Source organism: Terrabacter sp. Ter38 (assembly GCF_024519435.1).
GTDB lineage: Bacteria > Actinomycetota > Actinomycetes > Actinomycetales > Dermatophilaceae > Terrabacter.
In genome coordinates, this window is sequence record NZ_JALJRZ010000010.1 from 181,194 (window position 1) to 200,703 (window position 19,510).

A 19,510-nucleotide genomic window follows, 5' to 3' on the forward strand; every position below is an offset into this window, starting at 1 on the left:
TCTCGCGGTGGGGGTGTGCCGCGTCAGAGGTGCGCGTTGACCGCCTCGGCCGCGCGCTGCCCGGAGACGAGCGCGCCCTGGATCGACGCGGTGTCGCGGTGGTCGCCGCAGACGAAGACGCCGTCGCCGAGCGCGACCGGTGACCGCACCTCGAGCGGGGGTGTCATGGCGGGCAGGGCCGCGTCGACGCGGTGTCGCGTGACGACACGCCAGTCCGTCGTGTCGCAGCCGTAGATCTCGCCGACGTGGCGCAGGACGTCGGCCTCGGACGCGTCGCCGTCGGGTCGGTCGAGCAAGCACGTCGCCTCGACGAGGTGCTTGGTCGGCGGGGCGTAGCTCGGGGCCGCAGCCGTCATGACGGCGGTGTTCCACACCGGGCCGGGAGGGACGGAGTCGTGGCGGCGCCCGTCGACGGCCACGAGGGGGAGCGAGTGGGGCGGCTCCGGCGCCTCGAACCACCACGTCACGAGGCCCTTGGTCGGCGGCTCGGGCAGGGTGGTGAGGGTGGCCGCGCCGATCGGGTCGGTGGCGACGACGGCGCTGCGGGCCCGGAGGCTCTGGCCGTCGACCCGGACGTCCACGCCGCCGTGCGACGGCGTGATGGACTCGACGTGGCTGTTGAGGCGGACGCGGTCACCGAGCGGTTCGGCCACCTGCTCGGGCAGGGCCTGCATGCCCGTCGCCGGGACGGCCGGGCGACCCAGGGCGAACATCCGCACGAGCAGCTTCGTGAAGTTGGCGGAGGAGCCGCCGTGGCTGTCGACGAGGACGCCGGCGAGGAACGGGTCGAGCACCTCACGGCGGAGTCGACCGGTGACGCCGGCCTCGTCGAGCGAGTCAGCGAGGGTCGAGTCCTTCTGTGCCAGAACGGTCTTCGGGTCGGCCATGACGCGCGCGGTCCACCGCGTGACGCCTGCCAGCTCGCGGGGGTGGAGGTAGCCGCTACGCATCGTCTGGGCGAGCAGCCGCGGCTCGCGCATCGGGTCGGCCAGCACCTGGAGGCCGTTCGTGCGACGCACCAGCACGCCAGACCCGAAGGGCTTGAGGTCGAGCGTCGACACGTCGACCCACCGCCGCACGGCCGGGTAGGCGGGGTTGAGCACCTGGAAGCCACGGTCGCACCGGAAGCCGTCGACGACGTCGGTGCGGATGCGGCCCCCGACCCCGTCGCTCGACTCGAGGACGACGACCTCATGACCGAGCTCGGTCAGTCGTCGCGCGCACCGCAGTCCTGCCAGTCCTGCCCCGACGATGACGACGTCAGCGTCCACGAAAGGATCACCCCACTGCTCGAGTCCGGCCCCCGTCGCAGCGTAGACCTCGCGGCTTTGTCGCGGGGTGGCTGCGAGGGCCGTGTCCGAGAGGGCAGCCGGCCCGTCCGCGACGCGCCGCCGGACCGTCGCGACACGCCGTTGACGGCACGGCGCCGCGGCCCGTCACACCGTGCGCAACCGCCGCGACGCCTCCGGCGTCACCGGCCGTCGGGTGTGCGAGCGCCCGGCTGCGACGACGACGACCGCGGCGGCGACGACCGCCGCGATGCCGGTCAGGACGGAGCGCGGATCGTCCCCGAGGCGGCCGACGGCGATCCAGGCCAGGCCCCAGGCCATCGCGGCGGCGACCGACCAGCGGCCACCCAGGCGGCGGGCGAAGACGATGCCGAGTCCGGCCGCGACGGCCAGGACGACCACCGCTGCCGCCTGGTTGGCGGTGGCGCCGAGGTCCACGCCCGAGTCCACCAGCGCCGCAGTGATGTTGGCGCACGTCGCGACGGCGACCCAGCCGAGGTAGAGGCCGAACGTGCCGTCGAGCACGACCTGCTCCCACCTCGACGTGGCGGGCTCACGGGTCAGGCGGCGAAGGAGGACGCCGAGGGTCAGCGCGAGCGCGACGATGACGACGACACTCGCCCAGATCCAGCCCTGCTGCGTGACGAGGAGCCACGTCGCGTTGAGCACCATCGACGCGGCGGCGAGCCACCCGGTGCTGCGCACCCGCTCGCGAACGGCGTTGGCAGGCAGGGCCTGCCACACGGCATACGCGAGGAGGCCGAGGTAGATCGGTGTCCAGATCGAGAAGGCCGGGCCGGCAGGCGCGATGAGGGTCGCGGTCGCGGCGAGGGCTCCTCCCGAGGTCTCCTCGACGCGGGTGCCGAGGACGCCGACGCCGAAGAGCGTGCCGACGACACAGAAGGTCTCGGCGGCGACGACGGTCAGGCGCCGCACCTGGTCGCTGCTGGTCAGCGCGGCCGTCGGCTGGGTGGTGGATCCGGGCATGTCGATCACCTCAGTCGCTCGGGAGATTGCTCATCCAGTTAGCGACCCTAACAGAGTCGGCCGCCCACCCGGTCTATCCGCGCAGGCGCACCGACAGGCAGGTGACACAGCCCTCGAGCTTCTCGAACTCGGAGATGTCGACGGTCGTCACGTCGTGCCCCCGAGCGGCGAGCAGCTGCGCGGTGCGCGGCGCGGACGCCGACATGAGCACCGACATGCCGCCGAGCAGCACCACGTGTGAGCCCGACTCCTCCGGGACCGCGAGGAACCGGGGCCAGGGGCTGAGGTCGTCGACGAGCGGCGGGTAGCCCAGGACGGTTCCGTCGGGCAGGGCGGTGACGGCGGACTTGAGATGCAGCACCTTCGACACGGGCACGGGGACCACCTCGACGCGATGTCCGTCCCAGGCGCGCCGCAGCTGCTCGACACCGGCGAGATTCGTGCGGCCGCCGACGCCGACCCACACGACGTGCCCGTGCTTGAGCACGTCCCCGCCGTCGAGCGTGCCGGGCTCCCCGACCTCGACGACTCGGTAGCCGTATGCCTCGACAACTTCGCGCACCCCAGCACGCTCCCCGCGGCGTCCGGTGGCGCCGGAGCGGCACAGCACCGCGACGTCGCCGTGCACGACGACCTGGTCCTCGATGAAGACGCCATCGGGGCAGTCGTCGACAGGCGGTGCCTCGACGACCGACCAACCGCGACGTCGGAGCACGTCGACGTACTCCTGCCACTGCCGCAGGGCCAGCTCACCGTCGACGGACGCCGAGCGTCCGATGTGCGTCACGATCCCGTCCGCGAGACGAGGGGAGGGTCGACGGACGAGCGCGAGGCGACGGTGCACGCGCTCACTCTAGGGGCGCGGCGCCCACCGGTCGGACGTCGTACCGACCCGTCAGGGCGCGAGGATCGGCTTCTCGTCCGAGCGCGCGGTCGGCCACCAGCCCTGGGTCTGCGCCGTGTGGGTCAGCTGCTCCCGGTAGGCCGAGCCGGCCGCCCGCACGCACCGCTCCACGTCCTCGTCGTCGAGCGCCCCGAGCCGCCAGCGCAGGATCCGTCGGGCCGTGATCGGCTGGTCGCAGAGTGGCCGCAGCACACCGCCCGGGGGCGCCGACGCCGTGGGCACGGCGAAGGACACGGCCCGGCCGGCGACGACCGCCGGCCACAGCGGCCCGAGGTCGTGCGGGCCGTACGACGACCGGAGGGTCACGCCGAGACGCGCGAGGACGGTGCTCGTCGCCTCGGAGCCGGGGTCGACCTCGCTCGGCGGCAGGATCCAGTCCTCTTCGGCCAGATCCCGGATGTCGACGCACCGCTGCGCAGCAAGCGGGTGCGACGCCGACAGTGCGACGAGCAGCGGCTCGCGCTCGACGATGACACGCTCGCCGATCATCGACCGCGCTCGCTCCTCGCGCGGGTCGGCCACGAGCGCGATGACGACCGCGACGTCGACCCGACCGTCGCTGATCGCCTCGGTCGTGGTCCCGCCGGCCAGCGGGGGAACGGGCATGAGCGGCCGCCGCATGTCGGTCGCGTAGGCGTGGCTGACGAACGACGTGAAGTAGCGCATCGAGTCCGACGTGATGCGCAGCGGGGCGTCGCTCGCGCGGTGGGTGCGCACGTCCTCGCGCAGCGCCGCCACCTCGTCGAGGACGGTGCGGGCCCGCGACACGACGCGCTCGCCGATCGCGGTGCACGCGATCCCGTCTCCGCTCGGCCGGAACAGCGTGCAGCCGAGGGCGCGCTCGATGCGACCCACCTCGGACCCCAGGGTCGCCGCAGACACCCCGAGGGTGGCGGCGGCGGCAGGGATGCTGCCCTGCTGCGCGACGACCGCGACGACGCGCAGGTGACGGACCTCGAGCTCCACGTACCGAGAGTAGGCCGCACGCCCGACGGCGCCACCCGGGACGTCCCACGTGCTCCCGGCGTCTGCCGCGCACATCGGCGCTTCAATGGGCTTGACCCTCACGTGGCGTGAGGCGTCACGCTCGATCCCATGACCGGAAGGACGCAGGAGATGACCACCTGGACGGTGGGGCAGGTCGCCGAGCTCTTCGACGTGACGGTGCGCACGCTGCACCACTACGACGAGATCGGCCTGCTCGTCCCGAGCGAGCGCTCGCGGGCGGGCTACCGCCTCTACACCGACGAGGACCTGACGCGCCTGCAGCAGGTCGTGGTCTACCGACGGCTCGAGCTGCCGCTCGACGAGATCGCGACCCTGCTGCGAGGCGGTGAGGACGCGGCCGACCACCTGCGCCGCCAGCGCGCCACCGTCATGACCCGGCTGGACGAGCTGCACGAGCTCGTCTCGGCCATCGACCGAGCACTGGAGAGAGAGATGAACGACCAGCCCGCCACGCCCGAGGACCTCAAGGAGCTCTTCGGCGACGGCTTCACCGACGAGTACGAGCAGGAGGCCCAGGAGCGCTGGGGTGAGACGGACGCCTGGAAGCAGTCGCGGTCGCGCACCAAGCGCTACACGAAGGCCGACTGGGAGCAGGTCAAGCAGGAGGCGGATGCCGTCAACGTCGCCTTCGTCGCAGCCCTCCGGTCGGGGGAGCCCGCGACGAGCGCGGCGGCCATGGACGCGGCCGAGGAGCACCGCCGGCACATCCACGACCGCTTCTACGACCTCGACCACACCTTCCACCGCGGGCTCGCCGACATGTACGTCGCCGATCCCCGCTTCACGAAGACGTACGAGGACATCGCACCCGGGCTCGCGGCATACGTCCGCGACGCGATCCACGCCAACGCCGACCGCCACGGGGACTGACCCTTGCCGCGCACCGGGCCGAGTGGACGAGCCGCTCGGCCCGGTGCCGCATGATGCGCCTCAGGCGCAGGACATGTGGTCGAACGAGACCGTCACGGTGCCGTTCGCGTTGAGCGTGGCCTGGGCGTTGTCGTGGAACTGCAGGTGCGAGCCGTCCGTGCCCGTGGCGTTGACATTGAACGTGCTGTGCTCGACGCCGTTGTGCAGGTTGTTCTCGTCGCCGAACCAGTTCGTGAAGTGTCCCGTGTAGGTGACCTTCGACGGGTCGTCTGGCGTGAAGGTGAACTTCCCCTCGGCCGTGCCGGTGAACCACGAGCCGGTCTTGTTGATCGTGCCGTGGAAGATCTGGTTCTCCACGGCACTGACCGTGCCCGGGTCACCGGTGCACGGATTCATGTCGTGGAAGACGTCGACGACCCCGTGCTGGTTGTCGGTGAACGTGGACGCCCCGTTGGCCCCGGCGCCGGCGGACGCCGCGCCGAGGACGAGGAGCGGTGTGACGGTGGCTGCCGCGCAGGCGGCCCGAATGCTGAGTCGGCTCATGCGACTCCCCCTTGTGGGATCTGTTTCGGCTGGCCCCCGAGAGGGATCTGTGGCCCCCTCATCGAGGGTGCTCCCACCTGGCCGGACACGTCCGTGGAACCGGAGAATCTCAGGTGCCTTCCAGCCGCGGGACGCGGGCGCCCACCAGTTGAACGGAGCACGGGACCGGGTCGACCCACGCCGTAACCTTGGCGCATGCGAGTTGGTGTCTTCGGTGCAACGGGTCAGGTGGGCGGCGTCATGCGTGCCCTTCTCGAGGAGCGGGACTTCCCGGTGACGCAGGTGCGGTTCTTCGCGTCCGCGCGCTCGGCCGGCACCATGCTGCCCTTCAAGGGCGAGGACGTCACGGTCGAGGACTCGGCGACGGCCGACTTCTCCGGCATCGACATCGCCCTCTTCTCCAACGGCGGCGCCGCGAGTCGCGAGCTCGCCCCGAAGGTCGCCGCGGCCGGCGCCACGGTCGTCGACAACTCGAGCGCGTGGCGCAAGGACCCCGAGGTCCCGCTCGTCGTCTCCGAGGTCAACGCCGCCGACCTCGACGACATCCCCAAGGGCATCGTCGCCAACCCCAACTGCACGACGATGGCCGCGATGCCGGTGCTCAAGCCGCTCCACGACAGGGCGGGCCTCGTGCGCCTGCACGTCTCGAGCTACCAGGCCGTGAGCGGCTCCGGTGGCGTCGGTGTCCAGGAGCTCGACCGCCAGCTCAAGGGCGCGTATGCCGCGGGCGACCCCACCGGCCTCGCCCTCGACGGGCGCGCGGTGGCCGTCCCCGAGGCCCAGCTGTATGCCGTCCCCGTCGGCTTCAACGTCGTGCCCCTCGCGGGGTCCATCGTCGACGACGGCTCGCTCGAGACCGACGAGGAGCAGAAGCTGCGCAACGAGTCGCGCAAGATCCTGCACGCCCCGGACCTGCGGGTCTCCGGAACGTGCGTGCGCGTCCCCGTCTTCACCGGGCACAGCCTCGCGATCCACGCCGAGTTCGCCCAGGACATCTCCCCGGACGAGGCGCTCGACCTGCTCAAGAACGCCCCCGGGGTCGTCGTCACCGACGTGCCCAACCCGCTCGAGGCGGCCGGCCGCGACGAGGTCTTCGTCGGGCGCGTGCGGGCCGACCAGGCGGCACCCGAGGGCAAGGGGCTCGTGCTCTTCGTCGTCGGCGACAACCTCCGCAAGGGCGCGGCCCTCAACGCCGTCCAGATCGCCGAGGAGCTCATCGCCCGTCGCTGAGGCGTCGCCACCCGTCCCACCGTTGCGGTGTGAGGGTCGGGGACGCGGCTCGCTGTCCGGACGCTGGCATAGGGTCGGGGCGTGACGGAGAACCTCGCGGCCGCGACCCATCGACAGGCCACCGCCCCCGGGCTCTTCGTCTGCTTCGAGGGCGGCGACGGCGCGGGCAAGTCGACCCAGGTGCGCCTGCTCACCGAGGCGCTCGAGCAGCGCGGACGCGAGGTGGTCGTGACCCGCCAGCCCGGAGGCACGCCGCTCGGCGCGCAGATCCGCGAGCTCGTGCTGCACGGCGACCACGTCGCGGCGCGGGCCGAGGCGCTCCTCTTCGCGGCCGACAAGGCCCATCACGTCGAGCAGCTCATCAAGCCGGCGCTGGCGCGCGGCGCCGTCGTCATCACCGACCGCTACGTCGACAGCTCGATCACCTACCAGGGGGCCGGCCGGGAGCTCGGCCGCGACGAGATCACCGCCCTGCAGCACTGGGCCGTCGGTGGGCTGCTGCCCGACCTGACCCTCGTCCTCGACGTCTCGCCCCAGGTGGGGCGCGCCCGCCGTGGCGACATCCACGACCGCCTCGAGTCCGAGGCCGACGCCTTCCACGCCGCGGTCCGCCGCGGCTACCTCGAGCTCGCCGCGGCCGACCCCGAGCGCTACCTCGTCCTCGACGCGACGGGGTCGGTCGAGCGGCTCCACGCCGGCGTCGTCGACGGGGTCGACCGCGTCATGGCGGCCCGCCGATGACCGTGTGGGCCGACCTCGTCGGCCAGGAGCCCACGATCGAGACGCTCTCGCGTGCCGTCAGCGACGAGTCCGCGATGACGCACGCGTGGCTCTTCACCGGTCCGCCCGGCTCTGGCCGCTCGACCGCCGCCCGGGCCTTCGCCGCTGCGCTGCAGTGTCCCGACGGCGGGTGCGGTCAGTGCCGTGAGTGCCGCACGGCCCTCGACGGCAGTCACGCCGACGTCAAGGTCGTCGCCACCGAGGGCCTGTCGATCAAGGTCGCCGAGGCCCGCGCGCTCGTCCAGGAGGCCGCGCTGCGCCCGTCGGTCGGCCGCTGGCGCATCATCATCATCGAGGACGCCGACCGCCTCACCGCCTACACCGACGCCCCGGCCGACGCGCTGCTCAAGGCCCTCGAGGAGCCGACCCCGCGCACCGTCTGGATGCTCTGCGCACCGAGCCTCGAGGACGTCATCGTCACGATCCGCTCACGGTCGCGACACGTCCGTCTGCGCACACCACCGGTCGAGGCCGTCGCCGAGCTGCTCCAGCGCCGCGACGGGGTCGCCCCCGCCATGGCGTTGTATGCCGCCCGCGCTGCCCAGTCGCACGTCGGGCTCGCGCGTCGCCTGGCTCGCGACGAGCAGGCCCGCATCCGCCGTCGTGACGTCATCGCCATGGCGACGAAGATCCTCGGGGTCGGTGACGCCATCGGCGCTGCCGCCGACCTCGCCCAGATCGCCGACGAGGAGTCGACCGCCTCGAGCGCCGAGCGCGACGCCGCCGAGCGCGCGCATCTCATGGAGACGCTGGGCGCCGACCCGACGGCGCGCACCCAGCCACCCCACATCCGCTCCCAGGTCGCCGCCCTCGAGCGCGAGCAGAAGACGCGCGCCACCCGATCGGCCCGCGACGTCGTCGACCGGGCCCTCGTCGACCTCACCTCGATCTACCGCGACGCCCTCGTGCTGCGCCTGCGCTCCGACGTCGACCTCGTCAACCCCGACGCCGTCGACAAGGTGCGCGCGCTCGCCGGCGTCTTCGGCCCCGAGCAGCTGCTCGCCGCCATGGACGCCATCAACGAGGCCCGCGACCGCATCAACGCCAACGTGTCGCCGTTGCTCGCCCTCGAGGCGATGGCCCTGCAGCTCCGGGTCCCGCGCGATCTCGGCATCTGACCCACTCGCGCGGCGGCGGTGTGAGGATCTTCATGCGTGACGGGGGAGCGCCCGGCGCGCCCGCGATCCGCCCCGTTCGGCAGTTCGCGCGGTCGACGGTCCGGGCCACACGGCATACGGCCTCGATGCGGTCACGACCTGTCGTCCGTGGCGGCCACCTACAGGTCGACCGGTTACGGTTTCGGGCATGACGACACGCCCTGCCGCCATCTCCCGCGCCCTCACCGCCACCGTGGCGACGATGGCGCTGGTGCTGACTGCCGCGGCCTGCGCGACGAGCGAGCCCCCCGTCGGACCCAGCTCGAAGACCGGGCTCCCGGCGGCCACGGCGGCCCCGAGCGCCGCGCTCGCGTCCTACTACGCGCAGAAGCTCGACTGGAAGAAGTGCGGCGACCTCGAGTGCGCCGACCTGCGGGTCCCGCTCGACCACGCCGCCCCGGACCCGTCGAAGGACCTGACGATCAAGGTCGCCCGGGTCAAGGCCCGCGACCAGGCCAATCGCCTCGGCTCGCTGCTCGTCAACCCCGGCGGACCGGGTGCGTCGGGGATCGACTACGTCCGCGGTGGGGCCGAGACGATCGGCGGGCCGGAGGTCCGGCGCTACTACGACCTCGTCGGGTTCGACCCGCGCGGCGTCGCGAGCTCCGACCCGATCGACTGCCTCGACGACAAGGCCCTCGACCGTTTCCTCTCCGCCGACCTCACGCCCGACGACGCGGCCGAGGAGCAGGCCCTGCTGACGCAGGCCAAGGCCATGGCCGACGGGTGCCAGAAGGACAATCCCGAGCTCGTCAAGCACCTCTCGACCGCGGACGCCGCGCGCGACATGGACATCCTCCGGGCCGCGGTCGGCGACCAGCAGCTGAACTACCTCGGCAAGTCCTACGGCACCTTCCTCGGCTCGACGTACGCCGACCTCTTCCCTCAGCGCGTCGGGCGCGTCGTCCTCGACGGCGTCGTGCCGCCCGACCTGACGAGCGCCGAGCTCGGCGAGGGCCAGGCCCGCGGCTTCCAGATCGCGACGCAGGCCTACGTCGAGGACTGCGTCACCGAGGACTGCCCGCTCGGCGCGACCCCGGAGGCCGCGCTCAAGGGCCTCGACGACTTCTTCCGCCAGGTCGACCGCCAGCCGCTGCCCACCGGTGACCCCAGCGCCCCGCTGCTCACCGAGGGCTGGGCGCGCCTCGGCGTCGCCGTCGCGCTCTACGACCAGGGCTCGTGGGGCTTTCTCACCGACGCCCTCCGGGAGGCCAAGTCCGGCAACGGGCAGTCCCTCATGCAGCTGGCCGACGCCTACGCCGACCGGCGCCCCGGTGGCGGCTACGACGGCAACCTCATGGAGTCGATCTACGCCGTCAACTGCCTCGACCGACCGGACAGCCCCGACCTGTCCGCCTACGAGACGTATGCCAAGGACTTCTCCGCGAAGGCGCGGACCTGGGGCGCCAACCTCGCGTGGGGCGCCCTGCCCTGCGGCGTGTGGCCGGTGAAGTCCTCCGTCGGCCCCCACAAGGTCACGGCGCCCGGCAGCAACCCCATCGTCGTCGTCGGCACCACGCGTGACCCCGCGACGATCTACGAGTGGTCGGTGCGGCTGCGCGACCAGCTCGACAACGCCGTGCTCGTGTCCTACGACGGCGACGGCCACACGGCTTACGGTCGGAGCAACACGTGTGTCGACAGCGCCATCGACGCCTACTACGTGCAGGGGCGCGTGCCCAAGGACGGACTCAAGTGCTGAACGAGGACCCGCGTCCCGACGACCTTCCGGACGCACCGACGGGGTATGCCGCCCTCCCGCCCTCCTACCCGGCACCCGCGCCGGGTGCCGGGAGCGGCAGCACGGGTGGGCCGGGAGGGGCCCGGCTTCTCGCCCCGCCCGTCGATCCCGCGACGGGCCGCACGGCCCGGTCGTCGCTGCGACCGGTGCTCGCGGCCGTCGCCGTGGTGGCCGTCGTCGCAGCCCTGGTCCTCGCCGTCTGGCGCATCGGCAACCCGCCAAGCGTCGCCCAGTCCCGGGTCACGGTACCGGCGTCAGCCTTCCCCGCACCGAGCGCCACGGACCCTCCGCCCGCGTCGCAGGGGCCGAACGGCACCGTCACGGCGGACTACCCGGCGCTGCTCGCGCCCTTCTACACCCAGCGGCTCGGCTGGTCGCCGTGCGCCGACAACGCCAAGCACGAGTGCGCCACGATGGAGGTGCCCGTCGACTACGCCAAGCCGACCGGCGACCGCTTCACCCTCGCGTTGCGCAAGGCGCCGGCGACCCAGCCGTCCAAGCGGCTCGGCTCGCTCGTCATCAACCCCGGGGGGCCCGGCGGCTCCGGGGTGGAGTACGCCCAGTACTCGTCGTTCGTCTTCTCCCCGGGGGTGCGGGCGGCATACGACATCGTCGGCTTCGACCCGCGGGGGATCGGGGCGTCGAGCCCCGTGCGGTGCCTGAGCAACTCCGACATGGACCTGCTCTTCAGTGCCGACCCGACACCCGACTCGGCGGCCGAGCGTTCGACGCTGCTCGCCGACGTCGACGGGGTGACGAAGCGCTGTGCGGCGCGCGGCGGGGACCGGGCGATGCACATGAGCACGACCGAGGTGGCCCGCGACATGGACGTCATGCGGGTGCTCCTCGGCGACGAGAAGCTCAACTTCTTCGGCGGCTCCTACGGCACGTTCCTCGGCGCGATCTACGCCGACACGTTCCCGAAGAAGGTCGGCCGGATGGTGCTCGACTCGGCGATGTCGCCGAACCAGACCGAGCAGCAGGAGATGACCTACGACATCCAGGGCTTCGAGTCCTCGATCGACGCCTTCATCGACTGGTGCGTCGCCCGGCCCGACTGCGCACTCGGCAGCGACAAGGCCGGCGCCCGTCAGAAGATCGTCGACCTGCTCGACAGCGTCGAGAAGAACGGCCTGACGACGACCAAGCCGGGTCTGAGCCGGATCGGCGAGGGATGGGTCGGCTTCGCCATCTTCATGTGCCTCTACTCCGACCAGTCCTGGCCGACGCTCGACAAGGGACTCGCCCAGGCGTTCACCGGCAAGGGGGACATCCTCCTTGCCAAGGGCATGTCGGTCGTCGAGCGCGGCATCACCGGCGACTACGCCCCGAGCACCTACCTGCAGGCGATGATCCCGGTGCGGTGTGCCGACTGGCCGCGGTCGACGGCCGACCCCACCCTCGCCGCGGAGCAGAAGAAGGCGAAGGCGGCGCACCCGCTGTGGTCCCGGATGACCGGTGAGCTCTACGACAACTGCCGCACGTGGCCGACGGCTGGGCGCACTCCGAAGGGAGCGACCCTCGCGGCCGGTGCCGACCCGATCCTCGTCATCGGCAACGAGCGTGACCCCGCGACACCCATCGGTGGCACGAAGCAGCTGGCCAATGACCTCGCCTCGGGCATTCTGCTCACTTCCGACCATGACGGGCACGGCACCTACTACGCTGGCAACTCGTGCGTGGACTCCGCCGTGGACGGGTACCTGCTCAGGGGAACGGCGCCGCGCGACGGCACGACCTGCTGAGCCGGCTGCTCGCGCCCTTCGTCTCCGTCGCGGTCCTCGCGACACTCGTTCTGCTCGCCGCGAGCCCCGCCCACGGGCCGGGTGAGGCAGCGCCCGGTGGCGCGGTCGCGGCCGGCTCGCTGGGCTCCGCGGGCTCCCCGGAGCGGGGGTCGTCGGGCACGGACTCGGACCGGACGGCGGAGGATGACGGTGATGCGCCGCCGCGTGACAGGGTCGAGCTCGGGACACCGACGTCGAAGCCCGCCCAGGGTCTCGACGTCTTCTACGACCAGACCATCAGCTGGCAGCCCTGCGACGACACGGGCGACGGTCGGGGCTCCGACGACGACCGGTGCGGCACGGTGCGCGTCCCCATCAACTACCTCGACCCGCGCGGAGAGACGGTCAGGATCGCCCTGCGCAAGGTGCCGGCCGGCAACCCCCAGGCACGTAGGGGCACGCTCTTCATCAACCCGGGTGGTCCCGGTGCCTCCGGCCTCGAGTTCGCGATGGAGGCCCGGGACTTCTTCTCCGACGACGTCCGCGAGGTCTGGGACGTCGTCGGCTTCGACCCGCGCGGCGTCGGCGAGTCCGGCGGCTTCTCCTGCCTGCGTAGCGAGGACCTCGATTCGATGTATGCCGCCGACCCCACCCCGGACACCAGGGCAGAGAAGGCGGCCGCTGCGTCGTCACGGACCGCTCGGCTCAAGGGCTGCCTGGCCCGGGGCGGTGCGCTCGCCCGCAACATGGGCTCCGAGCTGGTGGCGCGGGACCTCGACGTCATGCGCGACGCCGTCGGCGACGCCCATCTCAACTACTACGGCATCAGCTACGGCACGCTCATCGGGGCGCTCTACGGCGCCCAGTTCCCCGACCGGATCGGGCTCATGGTCATCGACTCGGCCGTCTCGCCCGACTACATCGCGGCGGACTCGGCGTCCCAGGACGACGTCGACGGCTGGGCCGAGGAGGAGGCGGCGACGGTGGAGGACGGGCTCGACGCCTTCCTGGAGGACTGCGTCGACCAGGGTGACTGCGCTCTCGGTGACGACGTCGACACGGCACGCACCCGGCTCCTCGCCTTCCTCGACCGGCTCGACCGCAAGCCGCTCCCGAGCGACGCGCAGGGCATCCCGCGCCTCACCGAGGGTTGGGCCGTGACGGCCATCAACGCCGTGCTCCTCTACCCCGACTCCTGGCAGGACGTCGAGGATGCGCTCCGCGTGGCGCTCGAGGACGGTGACGGCACCGACCTCGTGTGGACCGCGATGGACACGGTCATGCGCGACGATGACGGGTCGTACATCGGTGGCTACGAGGCGAGCCACCTGCCGATCCACTGTGCGGACTGGCCGCTCGACGCGACGTCGCAGATGGAGCCGAGCGTCTCCGTCCTCGACGAGCACCCGGTCTACGCGCACCTCTACGGCGTGGCGACGGACTCCTGCGAGGGTTGGGTGGGCACTCAGCGCACCAACCTCATCCTCACCGTGGACGCCACGTCGCCCGTGCTCGTCCTGGCCAACGAGCGCGACCTGACGACCCCTCCCGACGGCACGCGCGAGATGGGTCAGGGCATCTTCGGGTCGCGCTTCGTGCTCGTCGACGCGGACGGCCACGGGGTCTACGCGAACGGCAACGACTGCGCCGACGCGATCGTGGACGACTACCTCGTGCGGGCGCTCGCGCCCCGCAACGGCGAGGTCTGCGACGCCTGAAGGCCTCGGCGGGACACGATTTTTCTCCCGCAGGGGTCGTGCGTATACTCAACCTCCGTGTCCGGTCGCGCTCGTCGCGGCCTCACGGCCAGCCGCTTTAGCTCAGTCGGCCAGAGCGATTCACTCGTAATGAATAGGTCGTCGGTTCGATTCCGACAAGCGGCTCCACGCATCACCACAGGTCAGGCCCCCTTCTCGCCAGAGACGGGGGCCTTTCCCTTGTCCGTGGCGGCATCAGATGCCCCCGTGGTGCCCCCGACTTTCTGCGCTGCCTCCCACAGGTTGCGGTCGATCAGGTGGCCGTAGAGGTCCATCGTCATGGCCGCCGAGGCGTGCCCCAGGATGCGCTGGACCACCTTCGGGTCGGCTCCTGCACCGAGCCAGATGGACGCCGCCGTGTGCCGTAGGTCGTGAGCCCGCAGAGTCGGCCGGCCGATGGCGGCGCAGGCCCCACGCCATCCGACGGATCGCTTCCAGTTGGACTCCGAGAGCGGCCCGCCGCTAGGTGCGCTGAACATCCATGCCGAGGATGACTTGCCGGCCGACCAGAGGTCGAGGATCGGCACCACTGCTGACGGCAGTGCCACGGTACGCGAGCGGCGACCCTTCAAGGTGTCGACGAACAGTCCGCCCTTGGAGCTGCTGGCGAGAACGGTTCGCTGCAGGCGCAGGCCCTCACCCGGCACCTTGACCCGGTCCCCAACCTGGAGGCCGGCCAGCTCGCCCCACCTCAGTCCGCACAGACCTAGGACCCTGACGACATCGGCATACGGGCCGTTGCATGCGAGGGCCAGCGCCTCGAGCTCCTCCAATGAGAGGAACTGGCCCTCGCGACGGGCGCGCCCTGCCTTGGGCGGTTTGACCAACGCCGCGACGTTCCTGGACACGCGACCGTCAGCGACCGCGAACGCCAGCATCGAGCGCAGCGTGGACAGGTATCGGCTGGCCGTTGATCCGGACAGACCGGCCGCCACGAGCCCACCTGCCCACGCCGAGACCTGGGCCTCGGTGATCGAGGCAATCGGCAGGTGGCCGAACTTGGGGGCCACATGGTTCGCCCACGCCGATAGATCCGCCTCCTGCGTCTTCCTCTTGAGGCTCTGGCGCGAGGCGACCCAGTCAGGGAAGAGCGACGCGAGCGGCACCCTTCCTCGACGCGGGTCAAACCACTCGCCTGAGCGCAGCCGGCGGGCCTGCTCCTGCTCCCACGCGACCGCATCAGACTTGCGGTCGAAGACACGCGTCGCCACTTCACGGCCATGGGACTTCACGCGAGCCCTGTAGCGGACGCGATCGCCACGAACCAACCGCTGGATGCTCACGCTGCCGGTGTCCCTTCGCGTTGCGCCTCCAGCCAGGCGTCGACGTCCTTGACGTCCCAGACGAGGCGGCGGCCTACCTTGATCGCGGGTGCGAACCGGCCCTCCTGTCGCAACCAGCGGATGGTCAGGACGGGGACGCGCAACCGTTCGGCGACCTCGTCGATGGTCATCAGTTCCATCTCTCAACTCCAATCTCCTTGCGGTGCGGTCTCTCGTGTCTGGCTCTCGCTCGTTCCTGGCCGTACTCGCGGGCGCGGGCGGCGGCGGCCTTGGCGAGCTCGGCATCGCCGTCGGTATCCCAGCCGGACCCGGCGTACGTCCACTGCCCGACGACGAGGGTGGTCTCGGTGTCGTCGTCGACGAGGAGGTCCTCGAGGTCGCGGGCGTCGAGGGTGCGCCCCTCACGGTTCGCGGCAGCGAGGCGGCGTTGGAACCGGGCGCGGGCGCGGCGCAGCCGACCGAGGGTGACGCTGTAGCGGCGTGACTTGGAGGAGAAGTGGCCGCGGAAGCCGAGCATGTGGGCCCACTTGCCCAGCAGCGCGTACGGGTGCCAGGCCATCGGCGCCTCGGTGGACGTTGCCTCGGCGTGCTGTCGGCCGATGACCTCGGCGATGGTGGCACGGAGCCGGTGCAGGTGCGGGCTGGCCGTGTCGGTCGAGTCGGTCGCGGACTTCGTCGCGTACTTCGCGAGGTAGCCGGCGACCTGCTCGGCTTCGAGCTGCTTGTCGGGGTCATCGGTGCGGTGGGCGTCGCGGACCGGCCGTGCGTCGACCTGGCTGCCGAACCGGAGCCGGCGGACCAGGTCTCCGCCGACCAGGGGCGGGGCGTCGAACCACACCGTGGCGGCCGCGTTCTCGATCGCAGTCGAGAGCAGGGCGGCGGTGATCCCGGCCGGGGCCGCCGCGTGTGTGTCGCCGTCCTCGGTGGTCTTGCCGTCGACGCGGATGAGGGCGTGGAAGTGGACGAGGCCGCGCAGCTGGTACTCGGCGACCTTGGCGAACTGGACGGTCGCGACCTGCGCGAGCCGGTGCGGGCTGATCCCGAGCATGCGGGCCAGGGCGCGGCGCAGAGCGATGGTGAACCGGCGCCACAGCTCTGGTGCCCACCACTGCCACACGATGTGCGAGGGGTAGTCGTAGCAGTCTCCGCACAGGGGCTGCCCGAGCATCAGGTCGCCGTCGACGTGGGTGGCGTGGCAGACCCTCGCCCGGCCATGCGGGCAGCGGTCGGGTTGGTCCGTGCCGCGGTAGGGGCGGCAGCGTCGTCCGTTGCGAGTGCCGTGGACCGGACCGAACGAGGGCGCGGTGAGGGTCGCGAACACGAGCGGGTTCTCCGACACCGTGTCGGGGACGCCCTTGCCGCCGACCACGCCGGCACGGATCAGGTGGAACGTGTCGGCCGCGTAGACGCGGGAACAGGACGGGCAGTCCGCCGCCCGTCGGTTGCCGCAGCGCACGTGCAGGACACCGAGCGGGCTGTCGGCCGAGGAGAAGCTCGAGAGCACCTCACCCGTGGACGCGTCGATGGTCTGGGAGGAGCCGTGCAGCCGGATCGGTCTGGCGCAGTGTCCGACCTGGGAGGCGGCCTCGGACCAGGCGTCGAAGTCCCGCGACAGCAACCGGGCCAGCACCTGCGCCTCCGTGGCGGCGTCGAGGTGGTCCAGGTCGAGCGGGTGTCCGTCCCCGACCGGATCGTGGCCGGCCTGCTCGTGGGAGCGCAAAGGGACGGCGTTCCAGACGCGGTCTCGTGTTTCCCGGGTCATGTCGGCCACCCCCTTCCCTAGCGGTCCGGGTGGGTGTGCCGTGCAGGTACTGCGGCTCCCGCTGCACGACACACCCGGTCCGAAAGGGCGGCCCAGAAACGATCGAGAAGATGCCGGCGCCGCGGGGAGCCGCGCACACGCCAGGCCACGTCAAGTGATGACGATGAAGGTGGCGGACGAGAAGATGCGTGTCTGTGTGTGTGGCGGCTATTCGTGTGGATGGCCTCTGGCCGGGGTGGGGAGCCGACCCCCAGGGCATCAAGCCCGCAGTTTTGTCAGTTCAGGACTTTTGTGTGGGTGTGTCCGCACTCCCAGAGTCCACGGCCGAGTCGCCCGGAGACGAAGAAACACGCCGAGTGTCGGCGGAAGAAGTTTCACCCACATGCCGATGTGGGGACGTTGCATTGAGGACTGCCGCAGCGCAACGGGTCCGCCCTCAAGCAGGCCCGCTTGCTCATCGGCAGACAACACTGAGCAAGCACGTCAACGTCAGCTTTAGGACCTCAGGAGACGCCCTTCCGCGACGGGACGGGAAGGCAGGGGCTCGGGATGAAGTCGAGATTGCGACGAGCGGGCACGGCTCACCCACCGAAACTCGGAAGAGCCGGTGACTGCCCGCGCGACCCTGTCAATCCAATCGCACTTCGGCCCTTCCGCAGAACGGGTTCAGGCGCCGAGGATCATCGCGCCGAAATCGCTGCGCGCCTTCCTCACCATCTCGGCATCCGGGTAGTCACCGGCCGCCCAGTCGTCAGATGGCAGGGGGTAGTACCAACGGTCGAGATCGCGTGCCTGTACCAGGAAGCGATCAGTCGCAACGCGCGTAACAATCCAGTCGTCCAAGTTCGAGGCTCGCTCCAAGTGGGCGCCGGTAAGCAGCTGAATGCCGTTGGCGTCCGGAACCTTCTCGCTCCACTCGGCCCGGCCCATCCGCCACTGCGGAGGCAAGTAACTACTGCCCCCGAGTTGCGCGGGGAACATCGGTCGCACAAAGGCGACGTCCAACTGCGAAGCCATGCCTCTCGCGATCGAAGCCAGGTCGAGCGCGGCGGCGGCATGTCCTGTGACAGCAGTTCGGCCCCAAGTTCCCACTCCGAAGGCACTCAAGGTGAGCGCCCGTAGATGCAGACCCGCAGTGGGCATGATCGGATGAACGGCTGCGAGCGTTGTGGCCGTGGACGGGAACCGCTGGAGTGATTCCTCGAACACCTCCGCTGCATCCGAGGCCGAAACGGCGACTGGGTAGGCACCCTGCGTGACGAAGGCTTCCCCGGCGTCCGGTTGTACCCAAGAGACAGCTTGGTCGAGCACCGTTCGGGTTACGTCGTCCGGGACTCCCCAGCGGTATCGAGGTTGTCCGGAGTCGTAGAACGGTCCACGCGTCACCGGCGGGTCCATGGTCCAGGCGACGGTGAGCACTGGAACTGGTGGCGCATCCAACAACGTGGTGACGAGCCCAAAGGATGCATCGCCGGCCGAGATAGTGCCGCGGTGGTGGTCTGCGTCGAGCTGGTGGACGAGTTCCTCCACCACTTGATCCCAAGGCGGGTCATCCTCCAAGCGCACAAGTGTCCCGAGTTCGGTGGCGTAGACGAGCGGCATATGCCTGGCTCCGCTATCGCGTGGGACACCGGCCCGGGTCGCCCGGAGAGCCCGTAGCACCAGGTCGCGATTCGAGTGTCGGCCGCAACCCTCAATCTGCACGAGGAAGTCCACTCCATCGGCACGTCGTTGCCGGAACCAGCGGCTCCGCCTCCTCAGTTGCGTCATGTCCACCCGAACGCTCATCTGGCAAGACTCCGACATCACCCTTTTCGGTGCAAGGCAGCACGCCTACGACATCTGGCGTGACGCCCGAGGGCGCGGCCGCGTTCGTCCAAGAGCCCGGTGCGCTGACTGAGGCCCGGGCATGCCGCGCTGCGCGTGATCCTCAGCGACTACCCGCCGGAATCATGAGACCTTTGCGCCAGCCTTCTCCCTCGAGTTGCTCTTGCACGGCGTCCGCCTGGGCTCCCGTCAGGTAGAACACTGCTGCCGTCCCCTGATCGTCAGCTACGAAGACCGTCTTGGACCGCTGGCGCTCGATGCCAGTTGAGCCGATGGTCCGCGTAGGCAGCGGCACCACGAACGACAGCAGTGCATCGTCGGGGCCCGGCTCGAGGTGCGCAGACGATTCGAGCCTCTTGCCCAGCAGCCGCTTTCGGCGTCGAGGCTCGAGCGCGGCGACCGAATGAGCGCTGACCGGGTCCTCGCCTAGTCCGGAAAGGTCAATCTCGAACCACGCGAGGTCCGTCCAGAGAGCCACCAGCGCCGCTTCGCATACAGCGCCCACCTCCGGCTCCGTCGCGTCTCCAGCCACTGTGTACGCCAGTCGTTCAGCCACGCGCACATGGTGGCACCTCGCGGGTCAGACGCTCGCTCATGGCTCCCTTCTGTGTCAAGACGCGGTCGGCAGGTGCGTTCTACGCTGGGTGG

17 protein-coding genes and 1 tRNA gene are annotated in these 19,510 nt (G+C 71.0%); 8 read left to right on the forward strand and 10 right to left on the reverse strand.

The features are described 5' to 3' along the window. Positions 1–23: 23 nt before the first annotated feature. The 4 genes from NR112_RS18830 to NR112_RS18845 form a co-directional block, all read right to left on the reverse strand. Positions 24–1,271 carry an NAD(P)/FAD-dependent oxidoreductase gene (locus NR112_RS18830; RefSeq protein ID WP_256795821.1) on the reverse strand — a complete coding sequence of 416 codons (1,248 nt, stop codon included), beginning with the start codon at positions 1,269–1,271 and terminating at the stop codon, positions 24–26. 165 nt (positions 1,272–1,436) lie between these two features. Continuing rightward, positions 1,437–2,276, reverse strand: coding sequence for a TspO/MBR family protein (locus NR112_RS18835; protein ID WP_256795822.1), 840 nt, complete (start codon positions 2,274–2,276; stop codon positions 1,437–1,439). A 73-nt stretch (positions 2,277–2,349) separates the two neighbouring features. Beyond that, positions 2,350–3,120: a dimethylargininase gene (gene ddaH / locus NR112_RS18840; RefSeq protein ID WP_256795823.1), complete on the reverse strand. Its 771-nt coding sequence runs from the start codon at positions 3,118–3,120 to the stop codon at positions 2,350–2,352. Positions 3,121–3,171: 51 nt separating this feature from the next. Further along, on the reverse strand, positions 3,172–4,146 hold the full coding sequence (locus NR112_RS18845) for a LysR family transcriptional regulator (RefSeq protein WP_256795824.1): 975 nt from the start codon (positions 4,144–4,146) through the stop codon (positions 3,172–3,174). Between the two features lie 150 nt (positions 4,147–4,296). Between NR112_RS18845 and NR112_RS18850 the strand changes: the two genes are divergently transcribed. Then, entirely contained in the window at positions 4,297–5,058 is a 762-nt protein-coding gene (locus NR112_RS18850; protein ID WP_256795825.1) for a MerR family transcriptional regulator, read from the forward strand. Positions 5,059–5,118: 60 nt separating this feature from the next. Here the strand turns inward: NR112_RS18850 and NR112_RS18855 are convergent, their stop codons facing one another. Beyond that, complete coding sequence (locus NR112_RS18855) at positions 5,119–5,601, reverse strand: hypothetical protein (RefSeq protein WP_256795826.1); 483 nt, start codon at positions 5,599–5,601, stop codon at positions 5,119–5,121. Positions 5,602–5,796: 195 nt separating this feature from the next. Between NR112_RS18855 and NR112_RS18860 the strand changes: the two genes are divergently transcribed. From NR112_RS18860 to NR112_RS18890, 7 genes are all read left to right on the forward strand, one after another. After that, entirely contained in the window at positions 5,797–6,831 is a 1,035-nt protein-coding gene (locus NR112_RS18860) for an aspartate-semialdehyde dehydrogenase (protein ID WP_256795827.1), read from the forward strand. Positions 6,832–6,912: 81 nt separating this feature from the next. Beyond that, on the forward strand, positions 6,913–7,572 hold the full coding sequence (tmk, locus tag NR112_RS18865; RefSeq protein WP_256795828.1) for a dTMP kinase: 660 nt from the start codon (positions 6,913–6,915) through the stop codon (positions 7,570–7,572). Next, the gene (locus NR112_RS18870) at positions 7,569–8,729 is read left to right on the forward strand and encodes a DNA polymerase III subunit delta' (RefSeq protein WP_256795829.1); all 1,161 of its coding nucleotides are present in this window, start codon (positions 7,569–7,571) and stop codon (positions 8,727–8,729) included. Before tmk ends, NR112_RS18870 begins: the two co-directional genes overlap by 4 nt. Positions 8,730–8,916: 187 nt before the next feature. Beyond that, entirely contained in the window at positions 8,917–10,470 is a 1,554-nt protein-coding gene (locus NR112_RS18875) for an alpha/beta hydrolase (protein ID WP_256795830.1), read from the forward strand. Then, positions 10,464–12,254: an alpha/beta hydrolase gene (locus tag NR112_RS18880; RefSeq protein WP_256795831.1), complete on the forward strand. Its 1,791-nt coding sequence runs from the start codon at positions 10,464–10,466 to the stop codon at positions 12,252–12,254. Before NR112_RS18875 ends, NR112_RS18880 begins: the two co-directional genes overlap by 7 nt. After that, positions 12,185–13,951 carry an alpha/beta hydrolase gene (locus NR112_RS18885; RefSeq protein WP_256795832.1) on the forward strand — a complete coding sequence of 589 codons (1,767 nt, stop codon included), beginning with the start codon at positions 12,185–12,187 and terminating at the stop codon, positions 13,949–13,951. Before NR112_RS18880 ends, NR112_RS18885 begins: the two co-directional genes overlap by 70 nt. A 91-nt stretch (positions 13,952–14,042) precedes the next feature. After that, positions 14,043–14,119: transfer RNA gene (locus tag NR112_RS18890), tRNA-Thr, on the forward strand. A gap of 14 nt (positions 14,120–14,133) precedes the next feature. Here NR112_RS18890 and NR112_RS18895 read toward each other — a convergent pair. The 5 genes from NR112_RS18895 to NR112_RS18915 all read right to left on the reverse strand — a co-directional run bounded on the left by NR112_RS18895 (position 14,134) and on the right by NR112_RS18915 (position 19,418). Continuing rightward, complete coding sequence (locus NR112_RS18895) at positions 14,134–15,222, reverse strand: site-specific integrase (protein WP_256795833.1); 1,089 nt, start codon at positions 15,220–15,222, stop codon at positions 14,134–14,136. A gap of 47 nt (positions 15,223–15,269) precedes the next feature. After that, the gene (locus NR112_RS18900) at positions 15,270–15,443 is read right to left on the reverse strand and encodes an AlpA family transcriptional regulator (protein ID WP_256795834.1); all 174 of its coding nucleotides are present in this window, start codon (positions 15,441–15,443) and stop codon (positions 15,270–15,272) included. Then, positions 15,443–17,035: a replication initiator gene (locus NR112_RS18905; protein ID WP_256795835.1), complete on the reverse strand. Its 1,593-nt coding sequence runs from the start codon at positions 17,033–17,035 to the stop codon at positions 15,443–15,445. The genes NR112_RS18900 and NR112_RS18905 overlap by 1 nt, the downstream gene beginning before the upstream one ends. A 666-nt stretch (positions 17,036–17,701) precedes the next feature. Then, positions 17,702–18,637 carry a hypothetical protein gene (locus NR112_RS18910; RefSeq protein ID WP_256795836.1) on the reverse strand — a complete coding sequence of 312 codons (936 nt, stop codon included), beginning with the start codon at positions 18,635–18,637 and terminating at the stop codon, positions 17,702–17,704. A gap of 328 nt (positions 18,638–18,965) precedes the next feature. After that, entirely contained in the window at positions 18,966–19,418 is a 453-nt protein-coding gene (locus NR112_RS18915; RefSeq protein ID WP_256795837.1) for a hypothetical protein, read from the reverse strand. Between the last annotated feature and the right edge of the window lie 92 nt (positions 19,419–19,510).

Bases quoted from the DNA above. Each gene is read 5' to 3' on its own strand.
- NR112_RS18835 (WP_256795822.1), bottom strand. From the start codon at position 2,276: ATGCCCGGATCCACCACCCAGCCGACGGCCGCGCTGACCAGCAGCGAC.
- NR112_RS18850 (WP_256795825.1), top strand. From the start codon at position 4,297: ATGACCACCTGGACGGTGGGGCAGGTCGCCGAGCTCTTCGACGTGACG.
- NR112_RS18855 (WP_256795826.1), bottom strand. From the start codon at position 5,601: ATGAGCCGACTCAGCATTCGGGCCGCCTGCGCGGCAGCCACCGTCACA.
- NR112_RS18860 (WP_256795827.1), top strand. From the start codon at position 5,797: ATGCGAGTTGGTGTCTTCGGTGCAACGGGTCAGGTGGGCGGCGTCATG.
- NR112_RS18870 (WP_256795829.1), top strand. From the start codon at position 7,569: ATGACCGTGTGGGCCGACCTCGTCGGCCAGGAGCCCACGATCGAGACG.
- NR112_RS18875 (WP_256795830.1), top strand. From the start codon at position 8,917: ATGACGACACGCCCTGCCGCCATCTCCCGCGCCCTCACCGCCACCGTG.
- NR112_RS18900 (WP_256795834.1), bottom strand. From the start codon at position 15,443: ATGACCATCGACGAGGTCGCCGAACGGTTGCGCGTCCCCGTCCTGACC.
- NR112_RS18905 (WP_256795835.1), bottom strand. From the start codon at position 17,035: ATGACCCGGGAAACACGAGACCGCGTCTGGAACGCCGTCCCTTTGCGC.
- NR112_RS18910 (WP_256795836.1), bottom strand. From the start codon at position 18,637: ATGCCGCTCGTCTACGCCACCGAACTCGGGACACTTGTGCGCTTGGAG.